The organism is Delftia sp. DLF01 (assembly GCF_014852125.1).
Taxonomy (GTDB): Bacteria; Pseudomonadota; Gammaproteobacteria; order Burkholderiales; family Burkholderiaceae_C; genus Comamonas; species Comamonas acidovorans.
The window spans coordinates 738,030-761,475 of sequence record NZ_JACVAZ010000001.1 but is presented as its reverse complement, the minus strand read 5'-3'; the positions used below and the strand labels follow the sequence as shown (position 1 = coordinate 761,475).

The following is a 23,446-nucleotide window of genomic DNA, read 5'->3' as shown; positions in this document are numbered from 1 at the left end:
ATCGAAAAAGTCGCACTGTGACAATAACTTGTGCGACTTTTCGATAATTTAAGTGAAATTATAAGGCGAGTGCTTACCCCTGCGCAGCCACGATCTCTGCATTGCTGTGTAATTTGTTCAACGCGCTCAGATAGGCCTTGGCAGAAGCCACGACGATGTCAGGGTCGGCGCCCACGCCGTTGACCACGCGCCCGCTGCGCTGCAGGCGAACGGTCACTTCGCCCTGGCTTTCGGTGGAGCCGCTGATGGCGTTGACCGAGTACAGCAGCATCTCGGCACCGCTTTTCACCTCGGACTCGATGGCCTTGAACGAGGCATCGACCGGGCCATTGCCGTCGGACTGGGCCTTGATCTCTCGGCCGTCGCGGCTGAACACCACTGACGCGTGTGGGCGCTCACCTGTCTCGCTTTGCTGAGCCAGCGAGATGAACTGGAAGGGGTCGGCCTGCTGATGCGCGTCCTGCTCGGTCACCAGGGCCAGGATGTCCTCGTCGAAGATCTCGCTCTTGCGGTCGGCCAGCTCCTTGAAGGCGGCGAAGGCGGTATTGATCGCGGCTTCGCTGTCCAGCTCCACGCCCAGCTCGTGCAGGCGCTGCTTGAAGGCGTTGCGGCCGCTGAGCTTGCCCAGCACGATCTTGTTGGCGCTCCAGCCCACGTCCTCGGCGCGCATGATCTCGTAGGTGTCGCGCGCCTTGAGCACGCCGTCCTGGTGAATACCGGAGGCGTGGGCGAAGGCGTTGGCCCCCACCACGGCCTTGTTGGGCTGCACCACGAAGCCGGTGGTCTGGCTGACCATGCGGCTGGCGGCCACGATGTGCAGGGCGTCGATGTTGACGTCCAGGCCAAAGTAGTCCTTGCGCGTCTTGATGGCCATCACCACCTCTTCCAGCGAGCAGTTGCCGGCACGCTCACCCAGGCCATTGATGGTGCATTCGATCTGGCGGGCGCCGCCGAGCTTGACGCCGGCCAGCGAGTTGGCCACGGCCATGCCCAGGTCGTTGTGGCAGTGCACGCTCCAGACCGCCTTGTCGCTGTTGGGCACGCGCTCGCGCAGGTTCTTGATGAAGGCGCCGTAGAGCTCGGGAATAGCATAGCCCACGGTGTCGGGCACGTTGATCGTGGTTGCGCCCTCGGCGATCACGGTCTCGATGACGCGGCACAGGAAATCCGGGTCGCTGCGGTAGCCGTCCTCCGGGCTGAACTCAATGTCGGCAATCAGGTTGCGCGCAAAGCGCACGGATTGGCGCGCCTGCTCCAGCACCTGCTCGGGCGTCATGCGCAGCTTTTTCTCCATGTGCAGCGCGCTGGTCGCAATGAAGGTGTGGATGCGCGCGCGGTTGGCGTCCTTGAGGGCTTCGGCCGCACGGGCGATGTCACGATCATTGGCCCGCGCCAGCGAACAGATGGTGGAGTCCTTGATGGCGCGCGCAATGGCCTGCACCGACTCGAAGTCACCGTTGGAGCTCGCCGCAAAACCGGCCTCGATCACATCGACCTTCAGCCGTTCGAGCTGGCGCGCGATGCGCAGCTTCTCGTCGCGGGTCATGGAGGCACCGGGCGACTGCTCGCCGTCACGCAAGGTGGTGTCGAAAATGATCAATTGGTCGGTCATGGGGAGTCTCGTCTTTCTTGTGGATGCGAAGCCCCTGCCCACGGGCAGGCGATGAAAAAAGCCGGTGCGCTTGTGGCTGCACCGGCTCGGGAACGAAATTCAGGCGGCGACCGCCTCCTGCTCCACCGCATTCTCGGCGGAGGGAACACGCTGCAAGCCCGACATGATGGCCCGGAACGAGGCAGAGACGATATTCGCATCGACCCCGACGCCGTAGCACACGTGGGACTCGTCCACGCGCAGTTCCACATAGGCGATGGCCTTGGCGTTGGCACCTTCGCCAATGGCGTGCTCGGCATAGTCCAGAACGCGTACTGCGCGGCCGCTGTGCTCGCTCAGCGCCTGCACAAAGGCGTCGATCGGGCCCGTGCCCTCGGCCTCGACCGTGCGCTTGCCGCCCTCGACGGCCAGGTCGGCCGACAGGCTGACCACACCATCGTTCTCGCTCAGCCGGTAGTGCGGCGCCTGCACGGATTGCAGGCCGTATTCGCGCTGGAACAGATTCCACAGGTCGGCGGCAGCCAATTCCTTGCCGCTGGCATCCATCTCGCGCTGCACGACCTGGCTGAACTCGATCTGCAGGCGGCGCGGCAACTGGAGGCCATATTCGCTTTCAAGCAGATAGGCGATGCCGCCCTTGCCCGACTGGCTGTTGACGCGGATCACGGCCTCATAGCTGCGACCCAGGTCCTTGGGATCGATGGGCAGATAGGGCATGTCCCAGACGTCGCCTTCCTTGCGGTCGGCGAAGGCCTTCTTGATCGCATCCTGGTGCGAGCCAGAGAACGAGGTGTAGACCAGGTCGCCCACGTAGGGATGGCGCGGGTGCACGGGCAACTGGTTGCAATGCTCGACCGTGCTGCGGATGCCGTCGATATCGGAGAAATCCAGCCCGGGCGACACGCCCTGGATGTACATGTTCAGCGCCACGTTGACCACGTCGAGGTTGCCCGTGCGCTCGCCGTTGCCGAACAGGCAGCCTTCGAGGCGGTCGGCACCGGCCATCAGCGCGAGCTCGGCCGTGGCCGTGCCGGTGCCGCGATCGTTGTGGGGATGGACGGACAGCACGATGGAATCACGGCGCTGGATGTGGCGGTGCGTCCACTCCACCATGTCGGCAAACAGATTGGGCGTGGAATGCTCCACCGTGGTGGGCAGGTTGATGATGCACTTGCGCTCGGGCGTGGGCTGCCATACATCGGTGACGGCATCGATGACGCGCTTGGAAAACTCCAGTTCGGTGTCCGAATACATCTCGGGCGAATACTGGAAGGTCCATTGCGTCTGGGGGTAGCCGGCAGCGATCTCGTTGAACATGCGGGCATTGGTGGTGGCCAGCTCGACGATCTCGTCTTCACTCATGTTCAACACCACGCGGCGCATCACGGGCGCGGTGGCGTTGTACAGATGGACGATGGCACGGGGCACGCCTTCGAGCGCTTCGAAGGTACGGCGGATGAGGTGCTCGCGCGCCTGGGTCAGCACCTGGATGGTCACGTCATCGGGAATGCGGTTTTCCTCGATGAGCTTGCGCATGAAGTCGAACTCCACCTGCGAAGCGGAGGGAAAACCGACCTCGATCTCCTTGAAGCCGATCTTCACCAGTTGCTCGAACATGCGCATCTTGCGATCGATGTCCATGGGCTCGATCAACGCTTGGTTGCCATCGCGCAGATCCACGCTGCACCAGATCGGAGCCTTGGTAATCGTCGCGTCGGGCCAGCTGCGATTTTGCAGACGCACGGGAGCGAAAGCGAACGGACGGTACTTGGTCGAAGGATTTTGCAACATGGCTGAAGTGCTTTCTATCGTCTAGGTAAAAACAAGACCCACCTGCTCCAGCGACCCCACAAATGCAAAACGGCCCGTCGCTGGTGCAAACGGGCCGTGAAAGTAGGTATGTACGCGCGCGCTACTGTCTCTGCCCGTTGGACATCAGTAGTAGAGCTAGCGACAGGTATTGCATTCGGACGACTTTAGCACAGGTTCACAAAGGCTGTGAAGATGCTGCGCCGCATCACTTGTGCAGGCCGCGCTCCTCGGGCTCGTCGGTCGAGGTACTGATGACACTGGTGCGCTGACCCTTGGCCTTGCGCCAGGCGTAGACGCCATAGCCCGAGAAACCGTAGAGCAGGAACACGCCGAACAGAACGATGGGCGGGTGGATGTTGATGATGGCAATGCCCAGCGCAATCAGCACGATGGCGGCAAACGGCACGCTCTTTTTGAAGTGCACGTCCTTGAAGCTGTAGAACGGCACATTGGTAACCATGGTCAGGCCCGCGTACAGCGTCAGGAAGAACATGATCCAGGTGATCTGCGTCCAGCTCAGCCATGCATCCTGCCCGCGCAGCAGGCCCGCCTCGTCCAGCAGCCAGATGAAGCCCGTGACCAGCGCCGCCGCCGCAGGCGAAGGCAGGCCCTGGAACCAGCGCTTGTCCACCGTGCCGGTATTCACGTTGAAACGCGCCAGCCGCAGTGCAGCGCAGGCGCAATAGACAAAGGCGGCAATCCAGCCCCAGCGACCAATGCCCTTGAGCGCCCACTCATAGGCGATCAAGGCGGGAGCGGCGCCGAAGGACACCATGTCCGACAGCGAGTCCATCTGTTCGCCAAAGGCGCTTTGCGTATTGGTCATGCGTGCCACGCGGCCGTCAAGACTGTCGAGCACCATGGCGCAGAACACACCTGCGGCCGCCAGTTCGAAGCGGCCGTTCATGGCCATCACGATGGCGTAGAAGCCACCGAACAGCGCAGCCAGCGTGAACAGGTTGGGCAGGATGTAGATACCCTTGCGGCGCTTGCGCACCACCACGCCCTCAATCTCGTTGGACTCATTGTGGTTTTGCATCAATCCAGCCTCCAGCACAGCGCCTACGGGCGCGGGCAGCTATTAAAACGATAGTATTCTAAGGGAGCGGACCGCGCCGCCCCGAAAGGGTCAGTGTACCTGCGCGCCGCACCCCTCCCCTGCACGAAAAAGGCCACCCGTCGGGGTGGCCTTGTCCTGCACCTTGCGTAGGCCGCTTGCGCGACCCAGGCAAGATGGAATGCAGCAATCTCAGTTGCGGCTCTGGTCAACCAGCTTGTTCTTGGAGATCCAGGGCATCATGGCGCGCAGTTGGCCACCGACCTTCTCGATGGCGTGGTCGGCGTTCATGCGGCGGCGGGCCGTCATGCTCGGGTAGTTGGTGCGGCCTTCCTGAATGAACATCTTGGCGTATTCGCCGGTCTGGATGCGCTTGAGGGCAGCGCGCATGGCTTCGCGCGACTTGTCGTTGATGACTTCGGTACCCGTCACGTACTCACCGTACTCGGCGTTGTTCGAGATGGAGTAGTTCATGTTGGCGATGCCGCCTTCGTACATCAGGTCCACGATGAGCTTGAGCTCATGCAGGCACTCGAAGTAGGCCATTTCGGGAGCGTAGCCGGCTTCGGTCAGGGTCTCGAAGCCCATCTTCACCAGTTCCACCGCGCCGCCGCACAGAACGGCTTGCTCGCCGAACAGGTCGGTCTCGGTTTCTTCCTTGAAGTTGGTCTCGATGATGCCGCCCTTGCCGCCGCCGTTGGCCATAGCATAGGACAGGGCCAGGTCACGGGCCTTGCCGGACTTGTCCTGGTACACAGCGATCAGCGAAGGCACGCCGCCGCCCTTCAGGTACTCGGAACGCACGGTGTGGCCAGGACCCTTGGGGGCGACCATGATCACGTCCAGATCGGCGCGGGGCACGACCTGGTTGTAGTGGATGTTGAAGCCGTGGGCAAAGGCCAGCGTGGCGCCTTGCTTGATGTTGGGGGCCACGTTGTTGTTGTAGACCTCGGGGATGTTCTCATCCGGCAGCAGGATCATGACCAGGTCGGCGGATTTCACGGCGTCATCGACTTCCGCGACGGTCAGGCCAGCCTTGGCGACCTTGTCCCAGGAAGCGCCGCCCTTGCGCAGGCCGACCACGACCTTCACGCCGCTTTCGTTCAGGTTTTGCGCGTGTGCGTGGCCCTGGCTACCGTAGCCGATGATGGCAACGGTCTTGCCCTTGATCAGGCTCAGGTCACAGTCCTTGTCGTAGAAAACTTTCATGTTGGCTCCAGGCTTCGTGTGTGTAGGGGTTGAAAAGGGGAAGGGGACAGGTTTCAGGTGCGTTGCAGCGCATCAAACGCGCAGGATGCGTTCGCCGCGGCCGATGCCGCAGGAGCCGGTGCGCACGGTTTCCAGAATGGCCGTGCGGTCCAGCGCCTGCAGGAAGGCGTCGTTCTTGGATTGGTCGCCGGTCAGCTCGACCGTGTAGCTCTTTTCGGTCACGTCGATGATGCGGCCGCGGAAGATGTCCGCCATGCGCTTCATCTCCTCGCGTTCCTTGCCCACGGCGCGGACCTTGACCATCATGAGCTCGCGCTCGGTATAGGAGCCTTCGGTCAGGTCCACGACCTTGACGACTTCGATCAGGCGATTCAGGTGTTTGGTGATCTGCTCGATCACGTCTTCGGAGCCATTCGTCTGAATGGTCATGCGCGACAGCGATGCGTCTTCCGTGGGGGCCACGGTCAGCGATTCGATGTTGTAGCCGCGGGCCGAGAACAGGCCCACCACGCGCGACAAGGCTCCCGGCTCGTTTTCGAGCAGCACGGCAATGATGTGTTTCATGAAAGAAAGATTCCTCTTTTCGCTGCCCTCCCCCGGCGCCGGTAAACGTCGAGCTTGGCAGGCAATAGATTCGTCAAAGGGGCCGCCTCGAGGACGGCTCACTAGAACGGATGCGGCAGGAATGAACCCGGGCAGATCCCGCAAGGGACCATGCTCAGAGGTCGTCAGCCCCCAGCAGCATCTCGGTGATCCCACGGCCGGCCTGCACCATGGGGAACACATTCTCGGTGGGATCGGTACGGAAGTCCATGAACACCGTGCGGTCCTTGAGCTTGCGTGCCTCGCGCAGGGCGGGCTCCACGTCCTCGGGGCGCTCGATCAGCATGCCCACGTGGCCATAGGCCTCGGCCAGCTTCACGAAGTTGGGCAGCGAGTCCATGTAGCTGCTGCTGTAGCGGCCCGAGTACTCGATCTCCTGCCACTGGCGCACCATGCCCAGGTAGCGGTTGTTCAGCGACACCACCTTGACCGGCGTGTTGTACTGCAGGCAGGTAGCCAGCTCCTGGATGTTCATCTGGATGGAGCCTTCACCCGTGATGCAGAACACCTCGGATTCAGGCTTGGCCAGCTTGATGCCCATGGCGTAGGGCAGGCCCACGCCCATGGTGCCCAGGCCGCCGGAGTTGATCCAGCGGCGCGGCTCGTCGAAGCGGTAGTACTGCGCAGCCCACATCTGGTGCTGGCCCACGTCGGACGTGATGTAGGCATCGGCGTCGCGGGTCATGTTCCACAGCGTCTCCACCACGTACTGCGGCTTGATGACCGAGCCATCGCCACGGCTGTACTGCAGGCAGTCGCGGCTGCGCCAGCCTTCGATGGTCTCCCACCATTGGCCCAGGGCCGCTGCGTCGGGACGGGCACTTGCCTCGCGGATCATGGAGATCAGCTCGGTCAGCACCTCCTTGACGTCGCCCACGATGGGCACGTCCACCTTCACGCGCTTGGAGATGGAAGAGGGATCGATGTCGATGTGGATGATCTTGCGCTCCACCGACATGAAATGCTTGGGGTTGCCGATCACGCGGTCATCGAAGCGTGCACCCACCGCCAGCAGCACGTCGCAGTTCTGCATGGCATTGTTGGCTTCGATGGTGCCGTGCATGCCCAGCATGCCCAGGAACTTGCGGTCGCTGGCCGGATAGGCGCCCAGGCCCAGCAGCGTATGCGTGACCGGGTAGCCCAGCATGTCCACCAGCGTGCGCAGCTCATTGCAGGCATTGCCCAGCAGAACACCGCCGCCCGTGTAGATGTAGGGTCGCTTGGCGGCCAGCAGCAACTGCAGCGCCTTGCGGATCTGGCCGGCATGGCCCTTGCGCACCGGGTTGTAGGAGCGCATCTCCACCTTCTCGGGGTAGCCGGCGTAGAGCGCCTTCTTGAAGGACACGTCCTTGGGAATGTCCACCACCACGGGGCCGGGACGGCCGGTGCGCGCGATGTGGAAGGCCTTCTTCATCGTGTCCGCCAGCTCGCGCACATCCTTCACCAGGAAGTTGTGCTTGACGATGGGGCGGGTGATGCCGACGGTGTCGCATTCCTGGAACGCATCGGTGCCGATGTAGGCCGTCGAGGTCTGGCCGCTGATCACGACCAGGGGAATGGAATCGGTATAGGCGGTGGCAATGCCGGTCACGGCGTTGGTCAGGCCGGGACCCGATGTCACCAGGGCCACGCCGACTTCACCCGTTGCACGGGCAAAACCGTCTGCCGCATGCACGGCCGCCTGCTCGTGGCGCACCAGCACATGCTGAATGGAATCTTGTTTGTAGAGGGCGTCGTAGATGTACAGAACCGCACCGCCCGGATAGCCCCAAAGCTGCTTGACACCTTCGGCCTGCAGGGACTTGACGAGGATCTCGGAGCCCATCAGCTCCTGGGATGCATGGGACTGCGACGCCGCTGCTGCCGCGCTGGAGTACTCGGCTTTGGAAATTTCCATGATCAACCTTTGTGAATTTCTCTAACGAAAAACCTTGGGTGCCCCTTGCCTGAAGCCCTTGTGAGGCCGGTGCGGGACTTAGGACCAACAGACATGGGCGAGTGAGTAAACGCCGGACCGTGACCCGTTTGCCTTTTTGAATTGCAGCAGACATTATCGCACTGCAACAAGCCTGCGCACAATCCTGCGAAAAAAATTGACAGTGCGGTGCGATAATCAGGCCCCGCACCCGTTCAGCCCCTCATCAACGAGCCCCTCATCCGGGCCTGCGTTCCTTTTGGCAACCGAGCAAGAACTATCCGACTTCCTCAAAAGCGTAGAAAAGCGAGCCTTCAAGCGCAGCTTTTTTCACGTCCGGGATGAGGAGGCGGCGCTGGACATCGTGCAGGACAGCATGCTCAAACTGGCGCAGCACTATGGCGACAAGCCTATCAACGAGCTGCCCATGCTGTTCCAGCGCATCCTGTCCAACAGCACGCTGGACTGGTTTCGCAGGCAAAAAACGCAGAACGCCCTCTTCACCCGCATGAGCGATCTGGAGGCCTCGGCCGGCGACGATGCGGACTTCGACTGGCTCGAAACCTATGCCGACTCCGGCCAGAACGGCGAAACCGCCCGCAGCGCCGAAGATCTGACCGAGCGGGCCCAGATTTTGCAAAGCATTGAAAAAGAGATACAGGAGCTTCCAGCACGTCAACGCGAAGCTTTCCTGATGCGTTATTGGGAAGAGATGGACGTCGCGGAGACCGCTGCCGCGATGGGGTGTTCCGAAGGAAGTGTAAAAACACATTGTTTCCGCGCCATCCAGACATTGAGCAAGGCACTGAAGGCCAAAGGAATCGAGCTATGAAGACTGCGCCCACTCTCACTCTCCACAGCGAAATGGCGGCCGACCGCATCGCACGCCGGATCACCGCGCGCCTGGGTGACGGCGAGGCGTTGCTGCCATACGACATCACTGAGCGGCTGCGCGCTGGGCGCGAGCGCGCCCTTTCCGTTCGCCGGCGCGAACTGCGCGCTGCACCGCTGCAGACCGCCAGCGCAACCCAGGGCCAGGGCGGCACGCTGACACTGGGCTCGGGCGACGAGGGCGGCACCTGGTGGCGCGCGCTGATCTCGGCCGTGCCGGTGCTGGCGTTGATCGTTGGCCTGGTGGTCGTCAACGTGCAGACGGACCAGACAGGTCTGACCGAGGTTGCCGAGGTGGATACCGCCTTGCTGACCGATGATCTGCCGCCCGCCGCCTACGCCGACCCCGGCTTCATCCAGTACCTGAAGACTTCGGCCACCAACACGGAACGCTGATCCCCGCCTTGCCTGCCTGCATGCCCACTGATTCACGCGCCGCGTTCCACCGCTCAGCCGCCGCCATCCTGGCGGCGGTGCTGTTGATGGCGCTGGCCTGGACCGGCTGGCGCGTCGTGCAGCAGGTACGGCTGGCACCCAGCACCGTCTCGCCGGCCACGATCGCAGCATCCAAAACCCTGCACGGTGATGCAGCCACACGCCAGCGCGCCACGGACCTGGCCTCCGGCCCGCGCTGGGCAGAGCTGACACCGGCGCAGAGCAGCGTGCTTGAACCCCTGTCCGAGCGCTGGTCCATGATGGATGCGCTGCAAAAGCGCCGCTGGATGGCGCTGGCCGAGGGCTGGGACAAGCTCAGTGAAAAAGAGCAGGAAAAGCTGCGCGATCGCATGCAGACCTGGTCCAGCCTCAGCGCCCAGCAGCGCAGCCAGGCCCGCCTGAATTTCGCCCTGACCAACCGCCTGGCCACGGACAAGCGCGCCCAGTGGGAGGCCTACCAGGCGCTCAGCGACGAGGAAAAACGCCTGCTGGCCGCGCGCGCCGCGCCCAAGGCCAAGGGCGCCGCCACGGCCATAGAGCCCGTTGCGCCCAAGCGGCTGGCGCGGATTCCGGCGGCCTCGGTGGCTCCGGCCACCATTCCGAATCCGCCGAAGATTCCGCCCGCCACCATCTACAACCCGCCGCTCCCCGTACCCCCGGCCCCATCCCCTGCAGCCGTGGAAACCCATCCCGTGCGCCCGCCGGCGCTGGTGGAGACGGCGCCGGTGGAAGTGCCCTCGGCCACGCCCATGCCTTTGCCGCCCATGGAACTGCATGACAGCCCCGATGCTGCATCCCAGCCATCGCACGGCGAAGCGCCCCTCTCGCATTGACGCACTGACGCACCGATCTCCCCGTCCGCATGACGAACGCCACATCCCCCGCCTCCACCACGGCAGCCGCAATCGCAGCCTCCCCACAGATGGCCCCGCGACTGGCGCGGCGCATGGCCTGCTGGCTCTACGAGGGCATGCTGCTGTTCGGCGTGGTCTTCATTGCAGGCTATCTGTTCGGCACCCTGTCGCAGACACGCAATGCCATGGACAACCGCCATGCGCTGCAGGCCTTCATGTTCGTGGTGCTGGGCATCTATTTCGTCTGGTTCTGGTCCAAGGGCCAGACGCTGGCCATGAAGACCTGGCACATCCGCCTGGTGGATGCAGCGGGCCAGCCCGTCAGCCAGTTGCGCGCGCTGCGGCGCTATGTGTTCAGCTGGATCTGGCTGCTGCCGCCACTGGCGGCCTATTCGACCGGCGTGCCTGCACTGACCACGCTGATGCTGCTGGTGCTGTGGGTGGCGCTCTGGGCGCTGCTCAGCCGCTTTCATCCGCGCCGCCAGTTCTGGCATGACGCATGGGCTGGCACCCAGTTGATCCACCAGGCCCCGGCACCCAGGAAAAAGCGCTGACAGGCCCAGAGGCAGCGTCGCATCTCCTACACTCGCAAGCATGCCCGCCGCATCTCCCGACCCGACCGACAGCGCACCTGTCAATCCCCAGAAAAGCCGCACAGGCCTGACGCGTGTCTGGCACGCAGCAGGCTATTCGCTCTCAGGCCTTCGCGCCGGATGGAACGAAAAAGCCTTCCGCCAGGAAGCGCTGGCTGCCATCGTGCTGATCCCTGCCGCCTTCTGGCTGGGAAGCAGCTGGATCGAGGTCGCACTGCTGGCGGGCACCGTCTTGCTGGTGCTGATCGTGGAGCTGCTCAACAGCGGCATCGAGGCCGTGGTCGATCGCATAGGCCCCGAATGGCACGTTCTGTCCAAGCAGGCCAAGGACATGGGCAGCGCGGCCGTGATGCTGGCGCTGCTGCTATGCGCCGGCGTCTGGCTGGCCGCCCTCTATCAACGGTTCATTGCATGACAAATCCCACGTTTTCCATTTGTGTGTATTGCGGCTCGCGCCCCGGCGACCAGCCCGGATTCATCGAGGCGGCCCGCGCCACCGGCCGCTGGATCGGTGAGCACGGCGGCCAGCTGGTCTATGGAGGCGGCCGCAGCGGCCTGATGGGCGAGGTGGCCGAGGCCACGCGGCAGGCCGGCGGCCGCGTCGTGGGCGTGATTCCGCAGGCGCTGGTGGACAAGGAACTGGCCAACCATGCCTGCGATGAACTGCACATCGTCCAGACCATGCACGAGCGCAAGGCCATGATGGCCGAGCGCAGCGATGCCTTCGTCGCCCTGCCCGGCGGCATAGGCACCTTCGAGGAATTGTTCGAGGTCTGGACCTGGCGCCAGCTGCGCTACCACGACAAGCCCATCGGCCTGCTCAATGTGGATGGCTACTACGACAGCATGCTGCAGTTCCTGCAGACCTGCGTGGGCCATGGCTTCATGGGCGAGTGGCAGATGGGACTGATCGAAAGCGGCAGCGACATCCCCACGCTGCTGCAATCCCTGGTGCAGAACGCCGGCACGGGTCTGGAGACTGCGCCCTTGCGCGCCGTGATCTGAACAGCAGCGGAAACGGAAACGGCCACCCTTGAGAGGATGGCCGCCAGCGTCGAGATATCAAGAATGCAGGGCACCGAATGCGCCCTGCCCTGCTCTCGGACTCAAATGGCTCCGTCGTCGAGCTCGCCGGTACGGATGCGCACCACGCGCTCCACGGCCGTGACGAAGATCTTGCCGTCACCGATCTTGCCCGTGCGCGCCACGTTGACGATGGCATCCACGCAGCGGTCCACGTCCTCGGTGCGGACCACGACCTCGATCTTCACCTTGGGCAGGAAGTCCACCACGTACTCAGCGCCGCGGTAAAGCTCCGTATGGCCCTTCTGACGGCCAAAGCCCTTGACCTCGGTGACGGTCAGGCCGTTGACGCCGCAGTCGGCCAGTGCCTCGCGGACCTCTTCCAGCTTGAACGGCTTGATGATGGCGGTGATCATTTTCATGGGGTGAACTCCTCAGTGCATGCAATACGGGGCAAGACGGCTGGCCGGGAAACCCCGCCGCCTCAGGTGCTTCAAGCGCGAAAGCGGTTGGTGATGGGGTAGCGCCAATCCTTGCCGAAGCTGCGGCGCGTCAGTCGCGGCCCCACGGGCGCCTGGCGGCGTTTGTACTCGTTGATCTGGATCAGGCGCGTCACTCGCTCCACATCGGCGCTGGCGTATCCGTCGGCCACGATGGAGGCGATGCTTTCGTTATTTTCCATGTAACGGCGCACGATGGCATCGAGCACCTCATAAGCGGGAAGGCTGTCCTGGTCTTTCTGGTCAGGGCGCAGTTCGGCGCTGGGCGGGCGCGTGATGATGCGATCCGGAATAGGGTCCAGCCCCGTGCCGAACGGATCGTTGGCATTGCGCCAGCGCGCCAGCGCAAAGACCTCGGTCTTGAGCACGTCCTTGATCACCGCGAAGCCGCCCGCCATGTCGCCATAGAGCGTGCAGTAGCCGGTGGACATCTCGCTCTTGTTGCCGGTGGTCAGCACCACGGAGCCGAACTTGTTGGACAGGCCCATCAGCAAGGTGCCGCGGATGCGGGCCTGCAGGTTTTCTTCGGTCGTGTCCTCGGCGCGGCCCGCGAAGGCCGGGGCCAGCGCGGCCTTGAAGGCTTCGAACTGGGGCGCGATGGAGATTTCGTCATAGCGCACGCCCACGCGCTCGGCCATGTCACGCGCATCGATCCAGCTGATGTCGGCCGTATAGGGCGAAGGCATCATCACCGTATGCACCTTGTCCGCTCCCAGGGCATCGACTGCAATCGCCAGCACCAGGGCCGAGTCGATACCGCCCGACAAGCCCAGCAGGGCGCCGGGGAAACGGTTCTTGCCCACGTAGTCGCGCACGGCCAGCACCAGGGCGGACCACAGCGCCGGCAGGTGCCCTGGCTGCGCAATCACCTCGCCGGCCAGCACCAGCGCATGCCCGCCCGTGCGGACCTCCACCCGCGGCAAGGCCTCGGCAAAGGCCGGCGCGCGCGCGGCAATGGAGCCGTCCGCCTGCACGGCAAAGGAGCAGCCATCAAAGACGATTTCATCCTGGCCGCCAACCAGATGTGCGTAGACCAGGGGCAGGCCGGTCTCGCACGCACGCGCGGCCAGCGTGGCTTCGCGTTCGGCCTGCTTGCCCTCATGAAAGGGCGAGGCATTGATCACGGCCAGCAATTGCGCGCCGGCCTGGGCGGCGGCGCGTGCGGGCTCGGGATGCCAGGCGTCCTCGCAGATCAGCAGGCCCACACGCACGCCCTGCACTTCGATCACGCAGGGCGATTGGCCGGCCACAAAGTAGCGCTGCTCGTCGAACACGCCGTAGTTGGGCAGGCATTGCTTGGCATGGCTGCATTCCACGCGCCCGTCGCGCAGCACGCTGGCCGCATTGCGCAACGCGCCACCGGCGCCCTGGTCGCGCCAGGGATGGCCCAGCACCAGCGCCAGGCCCGGCCATTGCGCGGTCTCCAGCGCAAGCTGCTGCACGGCCTGGTCGCAGGCATCCAGAAAGGCGGGGCGCAGATACAGGTCTTCGGCCGCATAGCCGCACAGGGCAAGCTCGGGCGTCAGCAGCAAGCGCGCTCCCGTGGCATAAGCTTCACGGGCTGCGGCAATGATTTTCTGGACATTGCCGGGCAGGTCGCCCACGACAAAGTTGAGCTGGGCAGTGCAGATGGAGAGCGTCATGGAATGCAATGGAGCCAACAGGGCCGACAAGGCCACCCCACAGCGAAAGGCGGCAGCGCGCGTCACACCGGCCTGCAAGGAATGGCATGGCTGAAACCACAATTATCACCCGCGTGCTGGACAGCGTGCAGCAGCTCGATGCCCAGGCATGGAATGCGCTGCTGGCATCGCAGGCCGCGCCCACTCCCTTCATGCGCCACGAGTACCTGAGCGCGCTGGAATCCAGTGGCAGCGCCGTGCCGCAAACCGGCTGGGCCGGCCGCGTGGTCACGCTCTGGCAGGGCGGCGAGCTGGTCGCCGCCTGCCCGGTCTACGCCAAGGCGCACTCCTATGGCGAGTACGTGTTCGACTTTGCCTGGGCACGTGCCTACGCCCAGCACGGGCTGGACTACTACCCCAAGGGCGTGCTGGCCGTGCCTTTCACGCCCGTGCCGGGCAGCCGCCTGCTGGCGCGCACGCCCTTGCTGCGTGCAGCCCTGGTGCGCGCGGTGCGCGAATGGGCCCAGGCGCAGCAGCTGTCTTCGCTGCACCTGCTGTTCAGCGATGCCGAGGATCTGGCAGCCTGCGATGCCGACGGCTGGATGCAGCGCAGCACCGTGCAGTTCCACTGGAGCAACCAGGGCGCCGATGGCGCCGGGCACAGCGATTTCGACCACTTTCTGGCGACGCTGAACCAGGAAAAGCGCAAGAAGATACGCCAGGAAAGGCGCAAGGTGCATGAGGCCGGCGTGCGCTTTCGCGCCCTGCACGGGCCGGACATGGGAGCAGAGGACTGGGCCTTTTTCTACCGCTGCCACGAGCGTACCTACCTGGAGCATGGCAACGCCCCGTACCTCGAACCGGCCTTCTTCGAGGCCATGGCGCGCCAGATGCCCGAGGCCTGGCTGATGTTCATCGCCGAGCGCGACGGCCAGCCCATGGCCTGCAGCCTGATCGCGCTGGATGCTGCGGCCGCAAGGCTGTCGGCCGGCTATCCGGACGGGCGCGCCCACGCGCCGCAGACCCCGCAGGGAACCGCCTACGGCCGCTACTGGGGCGCACTGGAGCGCGTGGATTGCCTGCATTTCGAGGCCTGCTACTACCAGCCCATCGCCTGGTGCATAGAACGCGGCATTGCGCATTTCGAGGGAGGCGCCCAGGGTGAGCACAAGATGGCACGGGCACTGCTGCCCGTGGTCACGCCCAGCGCCCACTGGATTGCCCACCCGTCCTTTGCCGATGCCATCTCGCGCTTTCTGGACCGCGAGGGCGAGGGCATGGCCGGCTATCTGCAGGAGCTGCAGGCCCACAGCCCGCTGCGCCAGGGGTAAGGCGAGGGCCAAGGCTCAGAAGGTTTCCCAGTCGTCATCGCCCTGACCGGGCTGGCGTGGTGCCGGCTTGCCGGCCTGCGTGGGTCCGGCGCGCGGCCGAATGGGGGGCGTGGCATCGCGCTCAAGCCGGCGGGCCAGCGTTTCGCCGCCTGCAGGCGCACCGCCGCCGCCCAGGGCCGCAGGCCGCGCAGGGCTGGCGGGTGGGGCAGGCCGGACAGGCGGGGCTGCGGGGCGCGCTGCGGCGCTGGCCGGTGCCGCCACCCTGTGCGGCACATGCGCATGGCTGTCCGTGGCGCCACGGGGCAACTGGAAGACGGCCACGGCCTCGACCAGGTCCTGCGCCTGCTTGCGCAGCGAGGCAGCGGCGGCCGCGCTTTCCTCGACCAGGGCCGCGTTCTGCTGCGTGGTCTGGTCCATCTGCGTGACGGCTTCGCCAACCTGGGCCACGCCGGAGCTCTGCTCGGTGCTGGCCGAGCTGATCTCGCCCATGATGTCGGTGACCCGGCCGATGGCGGCCACCACTTCGGTCATGGTCGTGCCTGCGCGGTCCACCAGTTGCGAGCCCTGCTCCACACGCTCCACGCTGGCCGTGATCAGCGCCTTGATTTCCTTGGCGGCCTCGGCGCTGCGCTGGGCCAGCGATCGCACCTCGCCCGCGACCACGGCGAAGCCCCGGCCCTGCTCACCTGCGCGGGCCGCCTCCACCGCGGCATTGAGCGCGAGGATGTTGGTCTGGAAGGCAATGGAGTCGATCACGCCGATGATGTCGCCGATGCGCCGGCTGCTGTCGTTGATGCCCTTCATGGTCTCCACGGCCTCGGCCACCACTTCGCCGCCACGGCGCGCAACGCTGGATGCATTGAGCGCCAGCTGATTGGCCTGGCGTGCGTTGTCGGCGTTCTGGCGCACGGTGGAGCCCAACTCCTCCATGGAGGCTGCCGTCTGCTCCAGGGCACTGGCCTGCTCTTCCGTGCGGCTGGACAGGTCGGCATTGCCGGAGGCAATCTGCGCGCTGGCCGAGGCCACGCCTTCGGCGTTCTGGCGCACGCTGCGCACGGTCTGCACCAGGCTCGATTGCATGCGCTGCAGCGCGCCCAGCAGCAGGCCGGTTTCGTCATGGCGGTCGATGCGGATGGTCCCGCCCAGGTCGCCGTTGGCCACGCGGTCTGCGGCATCGACCGCATGCGCCAGCGGCGCGCGGATGGAGCGCGTCAGCCACAGGCCGGCCAGCACGGCCAGCAGCACGGCAGCCAGCGCCGCCACGCTGAGGACGACGACCGAGCGCCCGTACACGGCCTCGGCGTTGCGGCTTTCCTGCAAGGCGGCATCACTGTTGAGCTTGACCAGCAGATCCAGCGTGTTCGACGAATCGTTGTAGAGCTTCAGCGACTCGCCGCCCAGCACCGCCTGGGCCTTTTCCTTCTCGCCCTGGCGCGACAGCGCCAGCACCTGCTGGCTCAGTTGCTGGTAGCGCTCGCGTTCCTGGACCAGTTGCGCGTAGAGCCTGCGTTCTTCGTCCGATGACAGCAGCGGCTCATAGGCCTTCTTGCGCTCGGCCAGGCGGCGCTGCAGTTGTTCCAGCTGCTTTTCCGAATCGGTCTTGTAGGCGGCATCGTCATTGTTGACATGGCGCACTTCCAGAAGGCGCGTGCGCACGACATCGGTGCCGATCTGGTTGATCACTTCCACGCTGGGCATGGCGTTGCCCGTGATGACTTCCATGCTGGCGCGCATGGCGCGCAACTGCACCAGGGCTGCGGCCACCACGGCCAGCAGCAGCACCACCAGCAGACCGAAGGTGCCCAGCATGCGCGTTGAGATCTTGAGGTTTTTCACGTTCGTCTTTCTTGTCGAAGTCCTGCCATCTTGTTGTGCCTAGCTTTGTGTTGCGCCATGGACAGGCGTCAGCCAGGCCCGGCGCGGACTTCGCAAAAACAGATCTGCCGCAACCGCGCAAGTCGGCTTGTGGGCAAGGATTGGAGAGGGAGAGCCACCGCGGTGGCTCGGTCTGCTGGAAGACTGATTGCCGCCAGGCGTGGCGGCCATGAGAACAAGGTGATCACGGGATACCCCTTCGTTCCTAGGGAGCGGCGCCAGAAGCCGCCATTGTTCACGCTGTAAGAATAGGACTACATCCACTTACATTCTGCCAGTATCCAGGCATTGTTCAGGACAAGTTCAGGTACTGGTAGTAGGCAGAAACCTTCACTGGCAGATTTGTGCCACAGCCTCTCGCTCCCGTCTTGCGCCAGCTCAGCGCCAGACACAAAAGGAAAGCGGCCCCATGCAAAGCATGGAGCCGCCAGAAAAGGAAGCTGAACTGCGCGTGAGGCCTCAGAACGCGGCCCACTCCTCATCGTCGGCGGTGGTCGTCTTGGTGGTCTTGGTGGCCTTGGCGGGGGTGGCCGCAGCGATCTGTTGCGCCGGCCTGGCGGCCATGGGAGCCAGGGCCGGACGCGATGCCAGGGAGGCAACAACCGTTGCGCACGATGCTGCGGCAGTCGCCACAGTGACAGCTGGCGCATCGGCAGCCGCCGTGCGGAATACCGAGACCGAGGCCACCATGGCCTGTGCCTGCTGCTGCAGCGACTGGGCGGCGGCGGCGCTTTGCTCCACCAGGGCCGCGTTCTGCTGCGTGGCCTGGTCCATCTGCGTGATGGCATCGCCCACCTGGGCCACGCCCGCGCTCTGCTCGCTGCTGGCCGCGCTGATCTCGCCCATGATGTCCGTCACGCGCCGGATGGCGGTGACGATTTCCGACATGGTCTCGCCCGCCTTGTCCACCAGTTGCGTGCCCTGCTCCACGCGCTGCTCGCTGGCCTGGATCAGCGCCTTGATCTCCTTGGCCGCCTCGGCGCTGCGCTGGGCCAGCGAACGGACCTCGCCCGCCACCACGGCAAAGCCCCGGCCCTGCTCGCCAGCGCGGGCCGCCTCCACGGCGGCGTTCAGCGCAAGAATGTTGGTCTGGAAGGCAATGCCGTCGATCACGCCGATGATGTCCGCGATCTGGCGGCTGCTGTCGTTGATGCCCTTCATGGTGTCCACCACCTGGGCCACGACTTCGCCGCCACGCGCGGCGATGCCCGATGCGGAGGCCGCCATCTGGTTGGCCTGGCGCGCACTGTCGGCGTTCTGCCGCACGGTGGCGCCCAGTTGCTCCATGGAGGCTGCCGTTTCCTCCAGCGCGCTGGCCTGGCTTTCGGTGCGCGCCGACAGATCGGCATTGCCCTGGGCGATCTCACCGGCGGCCAGTGCCACGCCTTGCGCGTTGCCGCGCACCTCGCCCACCAGCTCGGCGAGCTTGCGGCGCATGTCTTCCTGTGCGTTGATGAGCTGGCCCATTTCGTCGCGGCGGCGGCTGGTGACCGGCGTCTCCAGATGGCCGGCCGCCACGTTGCGCGCCACATGGACGGCCTGGGCGACGGGGCCGGTCACGGCACGCGTGATGGCCCAGCCCACCAGGGCGGCAATGGCAACCACCACGGCCAGCGTGCCCAGCACCCAGATGCGGGCGAGGTCAAAGCCGGCCTGCGCCTGCTGGCGGGCCTGCTCGCCCGCCTCGCGCTGCAGGGTCAGCAGGCGGCCGGCGCTTTCGGCCAGCTTGCCGAACTGCGCCTCGGATTCGCCGGCGAACATCAGCCCCATCTCGTCGGCCATGAAGGCCTGCTCCTCGGTGGTCGAATAGTTGCCGGCACGCGCGCGCTCCAGCAGGCGCGCATGCATGGCCAGGAACTGCTGCTTGAAGCCGAGGTAGTCGTCAAAGGCCGCGCGCAGGGCCTGCTGGTCGATCAGCGCACGCAGAGCCGTCTCATGCTCGCCGATGGTCTGCAGCCGGTCCTGCACCTGCTTGGCAAAGCCATCGACCTCGCCCAGGCTGCGCGCCGAGGCGATGCCGGCCTCGTGGCGGCGCAGGCGGTTGTACTCGGAGCGCATGGCGCCCGCATGGAACATGCTGGGCAGGGCCACATCCGACAAATGCAATGCGTTGCGGTGCATTTGCGCCAGTTGCAACCAGGCCACCGCCCCCAGGATGGCCGAGAACAGGACCATGACGAGGAATCCCATGCCCAGCTTCGTGCCCATGCGCCAATCTGCCAACTTCATTTGCTCGCTCCCGGGCCGATGTCCCCATCAGCGCCTGATTGATCTGCCAAAACCTTGATCCACGACAAAACAAAAAACGCACCCGGCGCGTAGGCAACGGGTGCGTTTCAAATTGTATCAACTGCGAAGCGGGCATTTACCTCAGCGCAGTTGAGACTCCCTCAACGGGAGTGAGAAGGATCAGCCCTTGTAGTTGGCGATGCCGTCCACGACTTCCTTCTTGGCCTCGTCCACGCCCTTCCAGCCCAGCACCTTGACCCACTTGCCCTTTTCCAGGTCCTTGTAGTGCTCGAAGAAATGCTGGATCTGCTTGAGGGTGATCTCGTGGATGTCTTCCAGCGTGTTGATCTTGTCGTAGGCCGGCAGCAGCTTTTGCGTGGGCACGGCCAGGACCTTGCCGTCCACGCCGGACTCGTCTTCCATCAGCAGGATGCCGATGGGGCGGCAGGCCACGACCACGCCCGGGGGCAGCGGGAAGGGCGTCATCACCAGCACGTCCACCGGATCGCCGTCGCCGGACAGCGTCTGGGGCACATAGCCGTAGTTGGCCGGGTAGTGCATGGCCGTGCCCATGAAGCGGTCCACGAAGACGGCGCCGCTTTCCTTGTCCACTTCGTACTTGATGGGATCGGAGTTGGCCGAGATCTCGATGACCACGTTGAAGGATTCAGGAGCGTTCTTGCCCGGTGTGACTTTGTCGAAAGACATGATGGATGAGGAGAGTTGAAACAAAAAAGCCCCCGCAGGGGGATAGCAGCGTGATTTTAGGCGCAGGCACGCGCCCCCACGGATGGCTCCGCAGGAACGCCTGCCATGCTACGGCGGCAAGCCTGCGCCAAGCTTGCAGCGCCCGGGCCGTTTTCAGGCGTGTGCGCCGCCCGCGCGCCGCTGCACGGGCCCGCTGCGCTGCTCCACCGCATGCTGCACTTCGCGGCGCAGGCCCAGGGCAAAGCCCAGCTCGGCCAGCACGAACAGCGGCCCGATGACCAGGCCCACGATGTCATCCAGGAAAGCCGGCTTGCGGCCCTCGTAGTAATGGCCCACGAACTGGATCACCCAGCCCACGGCGAAGATGCCCAGGCCCCAGCCCAGCCAAGCCCCCATCGGCAGCATGGCGATGGGCTGGGCCAGCGCCAGCATCAGGGCAAGCACCAGGGCCATGGCGATGCCGTAGCGCAGGTCCAGCAGACAGTAGTAGATGCCTGCCGCCAGTGCCGCCAGCAGGGCCAGGCTCAATGGCAGCTGGGGCAGGCCGTCGCCCAAGGGGGCAGCCCACTGCAGGCGGGCCAGCAAAATCACCACCGCCCACATGATCAGCGGCACGCCGACGAAGTGCGTGAGGATGTTGCGCGGATCACGGTGATAGTCCGCGTACTGGGACAGTTGGTCGATGAGGGTTTTCATAGGCTGCACCTGCGGTGGATGTTGCGCAACCATGGTGGTGTCATCAAGGATTGGCGTCTGTCATGGATCCGACACAAGCCTCATCGCACACCTCGGGCTTACCCGCACCCGCCCCGGCAGCTCCGGCAGCCCACGCCGCCCCGCGCGGCGTACGGCGCCGTGCTGCGGCCGGCCCGCCGGGCATGGCCGATCTCTGGGCCACCATCGAGGCGGGCCGCTGGTTCCACGCCCTGCCGCCGGAGCTGGGCGCACAGCTCAAGGCACTGGCCCAGCCCCGCACGCTGGCGGCAGGCGACTGGCTGTTCCGGCGCGGCGACCCGCCCTGCGGCCTCTATGCGGTGGCGCGTGGTGCGCTCAGTATCTCGGGAACGGCCGCCTGCGGCGAGCAGGCCCGCACGGCGCTGCTGACCCTGGTGGAGCCTCCCATGTGGCTGGGGGAAATCGCGCTGTTCGATGGAGCCGAGCGCACCCACGATGCCCAGGCAGCCACGGCCTGCACCGTGCTGCACGTGCCCCAGGCCCCACTGCAGGCATGGCTGGCGGCCCATCCCGAACACTGGCAGGTGCTGGCCTTGCTGCTGACCGACAAGCTGCGCGTATGCCTGATGGCGCTGGAGGAGCACACACTGCTGCCTGCGCCGCAGCGCCTGGCGCGGCGCCTGGTGCGCATGGCCGAAGGCTTTGACCAGTGGCAGCCGGACGGCCAGGGCCGCCAGCGCTGGCGCCGCGAGCTGGATGTTTCCCAGGAACAGCTGGCTCGCATGCTGGGCCTGTCGCGCCAGACCACCAACCAGATCCTGCAGGAGCTGCAGCAGGCCGGTTGCCTGCAACTGCGGCGCGGCAAGATGGAGGTGCTGGACCGGCAGGGCCTGCGCGACGCGGGCTGGCCCGAGGACTGAAGCCACTGAAGCCGCTGGAGCCACCAAGGCGATCGAGGGGACGCAGCAACGCCCGGGACTGGACAAGCGGCGCGGGCGCCCCACAATCGGGCTCCATGCAATACCACTACATCGGCAATGCGTCCGTGCCCACGGAGTCGGGACGCACGATCCCCGTGCTGGACCCGTCGGACGGGCAGGCTTTCGACGAGCTGCAGCGCGGCTCGCCCCAGGACATCGACCTGGCCGTGCGTTCGGCGCGCGAGTGCCAGGACAGCGTCTGGAGCAAGCTTTCTGCCGCAGAGCGCGGGCGCCTGCTGATGCGCCTGTCGGGCAGCGTGCTCCAGCATGCCGATGAACTCACGGCCATTGAGCAGCGCGACTGCGGCAAGCCCACGCGCCAGGCCCGTGCCGATGTGCTGGCGCTGGCGCGCTACTTCGAGTTCTATGCCGGCGCCTGCGACAAGCTGCACGGTGAGACCCTGCCCTACCAGCAGGGCTACAGCGCCCTGACCTGGCGCGAGCCCCACGGCGTGACCGGCCACATCGTGCCCTGGAACTATCCCATGCAGATCCTGGGCCGCAGCGTGGGCGCGGCGCTGGCCGCGGGCAATACCTGTGTGGTCAAGCCCTCGGAAGACGCCTGCCTGTCCGTGCTGCGCGTGGCGCGGCTGGCCACCGAGGCAGGCTTTCCAGCCGGCGCCTTCAACGTGGTCACCGGCCTGGGTCACGAGGTGGGTGAGGCCCTGGCGCGCCATCCCGGCGTAGACCACCTGAGCTTCACAGGCAGCCCCGGCGTGGGCACGCTGATCCAGCAGGCGGCTGCCGAGCGCCACTGCCCCGTCACGCTGGAGCTGGGCGGCAAGAGCCCGCAGATCGTGTTTGCAGACGCGGACCTTGATGCCGCCGTGCCCGCCATCGTCAACGCCATCGTGCAGAACGCGGGCCAGACCTGCTCGGCAGGTTCGCGCGTGCTGATCGACTCGCTGATCTACGAGCCGCTGCTCGAACGCCTGGGCCAGGCCTTCGAGGCGCTGCGCGTGGGCCCGGCCGCCATGGACCTGGACCTGGGGCCGCTGATCCGCGCCAGCCAGCAGCAGCGCGTCTGGGATTTCCTGTCCGATGCCCAGGTGGCCGGCATTGCCGTGGTGGCGCAGGGCCAGATCGTCGAGGATGCGCCCGACAGCGGCTTTTACCAGGCGCCCACCCTGCTGCGCGACGTGCCGCCCGAGCACCGGCTGGCGCAGGAAGAGATTTTCGGCCCCGTGCTCTGCGCCATGCCCTTCCATGACGAGGACCATGCCGTGCAACTGGCCAACGGCACGGCCTACGGCCTGGTGGCCGGCCTGTGGACGCGCGACGGCGCGCGCCAGCTGCGCATGGCGCGGCGCCTGCGCTGCGGCCAGGTCTTCATCAACAACTACGGGGCCGGTGGCGGCGTGGAGCTGCCCTTCGGCGGCGTCAAGTCCAGCGGCCATGGCCGTGAAAAGGGCTTCGAGGCGCTCTACGGCTTTACCACGCTGAAGACCGTCGCCATACGGCATGGCTGATCTTTGCGCATGACGGAAAATCGCGGGATGCCCGGCGCCAGCCGTCAGCCCGC

General features: G+C 65.4%; 21 protein-coding genes. 9 read left to right on the top strand and 12 right to left on the bottom strand.

Annotated features, from left to right (window positions below; translation table 11 throughout):
• Nucleotides 1-73 precede the first annotated feature (73 nt).
• From IB269_RS03375 to IB269_RS03350, 6 genes are all read right to left on the bottom strand, one after another.
• Entirely contained in the window at nucleotides 74-1,612 is a 1,539-nt protein-coding gene (locus IB269_RS03375; RefSeq protein ID WP_012206661.1) for a 2-isopropylmalate synthase, read from the bottom strand.
• 99 nt (nucleotides 1,613-1,711) lie between these two features.
• Nucleotides 1,712-3,403, bottom strand: a complete 1,692-nt coding sequence (leuA, locus tag IB269_RS03370) for a 2-isopropylmalate synthase (RefSeq protein ID WP_034396046.1) — start codon at nucleotides 3,401-3,403, stop codon at nucleotides 1,712-1,714.
• 226 nt (nucleotides 3,404-3,629) lie between these two features.
• Nucleotides 3,630-4,463: a CDP-diacylglycerol--serine O-phosphatidyltransferase gene (gene pssA / locus IB269_RS03365; RefSeq protein ID WP_012206663.1), complete on the bottom strand. Its 834-nt coding sequence runs from the start codon at nucleotides 4,461-4,463 to the stop codon at nucleotides 3,630-3,632.
• Nucleotides 4,464-4,673: 210 nt separating this feature from the next.
• Entirely contained in the window at nucleotides 4,674-5,690 is a 1,017-nt protein-coding gene (gene ilvC / locus IB269_RS03360; RefSeq protein WP_012206664.1) for a ketol-acid reductoisomerase, read from the bottom strand.
• A 72-nt stretch (nucleotides 5,691-5,762) separates the two neighbouring features.
• A complete protein-coding gene (gene ilvN, locus IB269_RS03355; protein WP_012206665.1) occupies nucleotides 5,763-6,254 on the bottom strand; it encodes an acetolactate synthase small subunit in 492 nt (163 codons plus the stop codon).
• Between the two features lie 154 nt (nucleotides 6,255-6,408).
• Entirely contained in the window at nucleotides 6,409-8,190 is a 1,782-nt protein-coding gene (locus tag IB269_RS03350; protein ID WP_043819761.1) for an acetolactate synthase 3 catalytic subunit, read from the bottom strand.
• A gap of 277 nt (nucleotides 8,191-8,467) precedes the next feature.
• On the opposite strand from IB269_RS03350, the gene IB269_RS03345 reads away from it, so the two are divergent.
• The 6 genes from IB269_RS03345 to IB269_RS03320 are packed head-to-tail and all read left to right on the top strand — an operon-like array spanning nucleotide 8,468 to nucleotide 11,986.
• Nucleotides 8,468-9,040 (top strand): RNA polymerase sigma factor, encoded by a 573-nt coding sequence (locus IB269_RS03345; protein ID WP_013801505.1) that lies wholly within the window; start codon nucleotides 8,468-8,470, stop codon nucleotides 9,038-9,040.
• The gene (locus tag IB269_RS03340) at nucleotides 9,037-9,495 is read left to right on the top strand and encodes a DUF3619 family protein (RefSeq protein WP_192366408.1); all 459 of its coding nucleotides are present in this window, start codon (nucleotides 9,037-9,039) and stop codon (nucleotides 9,493-9,495) included. The genes IB269_RS03345 and IB269_RS03340 overlap by 4 nt, the downstream gene beginning before the upstream one ends.
• 20 nt (nucleotides 9,496-9,515) lie before the next feature.
• Nucleotides 9,516-10,367 carry a DUF3106 domain-containing protein gene (locus IB269_RS03335; protein WP_013801503.1) on the top strand — a complete coding sequence of 284 codons (852 nt, stop codon included), beginning with the start codon at nucleotides 9,516-9,518 and terminating at the stop codon, nucleotides 10,365-10,367.
• A 29-nt stretch (nucleotides 10,368-10,396) separates the two neighbouring features.
• A complete protein-coding gene (locus tag IB269_RS03330) occupies nucleotides 10,397-10,942 on the top strand; it encodes an RDD family protein (RefSeq protein WP_034396055.1) in 546 nt (181 codons plus the stop codon).
• A 40-nt stretch (nucleotides 10,943-10,982) separates the two neighbouring features.
• Complete coding sequence (locus IB269_RS03325) at nucleotides 10,983-11,396, top strand: diacylglycerol kinase (protein ID WP_043819740.1); 414 nt, start codon at nucleotides 10,983-10,985, stop codon at nucleotides 11,394-11,396.
• Nucleotides 11,393-11,986 carry a TIGR00730 family Rossman fold protein gene (locus tag IB269_RS03320; protein ID WP_012206672.1) on the top strand — a complete coding sequence of 198 codons (594 nt, stop codon included), beginning with the start codon at nucleotides 11,393-11,395 and terminating at the stop codon, nucleotides 11,984-11,986. The genes IB269_RS03325 and IB269_RS03320 overlap by 4 nt, the downstream gene beginning before the upstream one ends.
• A 101-nt stretch (nucleotides 11,987-12,087) precedes the next feature.
• On the opposite strand, the gene IB269_RS03315 is transcribed toward IB269_RS03320, so the two are convergent.
• A complete protein-coding gene (locus IB269_RS03315; protein WP_012206673.1) occupies nucleotides 12,088-12,426 on the bottom strand; it encodes a P-II family nitrogen regulator in 339 nt (112 codons plus the stop codon).
• A 71-nt stretch (nucleotides 12,427-12,497) separates the two neighbouring features.
• Nucleotides 12,498-14,147: an NAD+ synthase gene (locus tag IB269_RS03310; RefSeq protein ID WP_192366407.1), complete on the bottom strand. Its 1,650-nt coding sequence runs from the start codon at nucleotides 14,145-14,147 to the stop codon at nucleotides 12,498-12,500.
• Between the two features lie 86 nt (nucleotides 14,148-14,233).
• Between IB269_RS03310 and IB269_RS03305 the strand changes: the two genes are divergently transcribed.
• A complete protein-coding gene (locus IB269_RS03305; RefSeq protein WP_192366406.1) occupies nucleotides 14,234-15,457 on the top strand; it encodes a GNAT family N-acetyltransferase in 1,224 nt (407 codons plus the stop codon).
• Between the two features lie 15 nt (nucleotides 15,458-15,472).
• Here the strand turns inward: IB269_RS03305 and IB269_RS03300 are convergent, their stop codons facing one another.
• The 4 genes from IB269_RS03300 to IB269_RS03285 form a co-directional block, all read right to left on the bottom strand.
• Nucleotides 15,473-17,293: a methyl-accepting chemotaxis protein gene (locus tag IB269_RS03300; protein ID WP_192366405.1), complete on the bottom strand. Its 1,821-nt coding sequence runs from the start codon at nucleotides 17,291-17,293 to the stop codon at nucleotides 15,473-15,475.
• 498 nt (nucleotides 17,294-17,791) lie between these two features.
• A complete protein-coding gene (locus IB269_RS03295; RefSeq protein ID WP_192366404.1) occupies nucleotides 17,792-19,561 on the bottom strand; it encodes a methyl-accepting chemotaxis protein in 1,770 nt (589 codons plus the stop codon).
• 180 nt (nucleotides 19,562-19,741) lie between these two features.
• Nucleotides 19,742-20,269 (bottom strand): inorganic diphosphatase, encoded by a 528-nt coding sequence (ppa, locus tag IB269_RS03290; RefSeq protein ID WP_013801496.1) that lies wholly within the window; start codon nucleotides 20,267-20,269, stop codon nucleotides 19,742-19,744.
• 153 nt (nucleotides 20,270-20,422) lie between these two features.
• Nucleotides 20,423-20,965, bottom strand: a complete 543-nt coding sequence (locus tag IB269_RS03285) for a DUF962 domain-containing protein (RefSeq protein ID WP_192366403.1) — start codon at nucleotides 20,963-20,965, stop codon at nucleotides 20,423-20,425.
• A gap of 62 nt (nucleotides 20,966-21,027) precedes the next feature.
• Here IB269_RS03285 and IB269_RS03280 point away from each other — a divergent pair, with 62 nt between their 5' ends.
• Both IB269_RS03280 and IB269_RS03275 read left to right on the top strand, forming a co-directional pair.
• On the top strand, nucleotides 21,028-21,864 hold the full coding sequence (locus IB269_RS03280) for a Crp/Fnr family transcriptional regulator (protein ID WP_013801494.1): 837 nt from the start codon (nucleotides 21,028-21,030) through the stop codon (nucleotides 21,862-21,864).
• A gap of 95 nt (nucleotides 21,865-21,959) precedes the next feature.
• Nucleotides 21,960-23,393: an aldehyde dehydrogenase family protein gene (locus tag IB269_RS03275; protein WP_096913645.1), complete on the top strand. Its 1,434-nt coding sequence runs from the start codon at nucleotides 21,960-21,962 to the stop codon at nucleotides 23,391-23,393.
• The last annotated feature ends 53 nt before the right edge of the window (nucleotides 23,394-23,446 follow it).

Excerpts from the sequence above, each read along its gene's own strand:
- IB269_RS03340 (WP_192366408.1), top strand. The coding sequence starts at position 9,037 with ATGAAGACTGCGCCCACTCTCACTCTCCACAGCGAAATGGCGGCCGAC.
- pssA (WP_012206663.1), bottom strand. The coding sequence starts at position 4,463 with ATGCAAAACCACAATGAGTCCAACGAGATTGAGGGCGTGGTGGTGCGC.
- IB269_RS03330 (WP_034396055.1), top strand. The coding sequence starts at position 10,397 with ATGACGAACGCCACATCCCCCGCCTCCACCACGGCAGCCGCAATCGCA.
- IB269_RS03315 (WP_012206673.1), bottom strand. The coding sequence starts at position 12,426 with ATGAAAATGATCACCGCCATCATCAAGCCGTTCAAGCTGGAAGAGGTC.
- leuA (WP_034396046.1), bottom strand. The coding sequence starts at position 3,403 with ATGTTGCAAAATCCTTCGACCAAGTACCGTCCGTTCGCTTTCGCTCCC.
- IB269_RS03275 (WP_096913645.1), top strand. The coding sequence starts at position 21,960 with ATGCAATACCACTACATCGGCAATGCGTCCGTGCCCACGGAGTCGGGA.
- ilvC (WP_012206664.1), bottom strand. The coding sequence starts at position 5,690 with ATGAAAGTTTTCTACGACAAGGACTGTGACCTGAGCCTGATCAAGGGC.
- IB269_RS03320 (WP_012206672.1), top strand. The coding sequence starts at position 11,393 with ATGACAAATCCCACGTTTTCCATTTGTGTGTATTGCGGCTCGCGCCCC.
- ilvN (WP_012206665.1), bottom strand. The coding sequence starts at position 6,254 with ATGAAACACATCATTGCCGTGCTGCTCGAAAACGAGCCGGGAGCCTTG.
- IB269_RS03350 (WP_043819761.1), bottom strand. The coding sequence starts at position 8,190 with ATGGAAATTTCCAAAGCCGAGTACTCCAGCGCGGCAGCAGCGGCGTCG.
- IB269_RS03295 (WP_192366404.1), bottom strand. The coding sequence starts at position 19,561 with ATGAAGTTGGCAGATTGGCGCATGGGCACGAAGCTGGGCATGGGATTC.
- IB269_RS03285 (WP_192366403.1), bottom strand. The coding sequence starts at position 20,965 with ATGAAAACCCTCATCGACCAACTGTCCCAGTACGCGGACTATCACCGT.
- IB269_RS03280 (WP_013801494.1), top strand. The coding sequence starts at position 21,028 with ATGGATCCGACACAAGCCTCATCGCACACCTCGGGCTTACCCGCACCC.
- IB269_RS03335 (WP_013801503.1), top strand. The coding sequence starts at position 9,516 with ATGCCCACTGATTCACGCGCCGCGTTCCACCGCTCAGCCGCCGCCATC.
- IB269_RS03325 (WP_043819740.1), top strand. The coding sequence starts at position 10,983 with ATGCCCGCCGCATCTCCCGACCCGACCGACAGCGCACCTGTCAATCCC.
- IB269_RS03305 (WP_192366406.1), top strand. The coding sequence starts at position 14,234 with ATGGCTGAAACCACAATTATCACCCGCGTGCTGGACAGCGTGCAGCAG.
- IB269_RS03310 (WP_192366407.1), bottom strand. The coding sequence starts at position 14,147 with ATGACGCTCTCCATCTGCACTGCCCAGCTCAACTTTGTCGTGGGCGAC.
- ppa (WP_013801496.1), bottom strand. The coding sequence starts at position 20,269 with ATGTCTTTCGACAAAGTCACACCGGGCAAGAACGCTCCTGAATCCTTC.
- IB269_RS03375 (WP_012206661.1), bottom strand. The coding sequence starts at position 1,612 with ATGACCGACCAATTGATCATTTTCGACACCACCTTGCGTGACGGCGAG.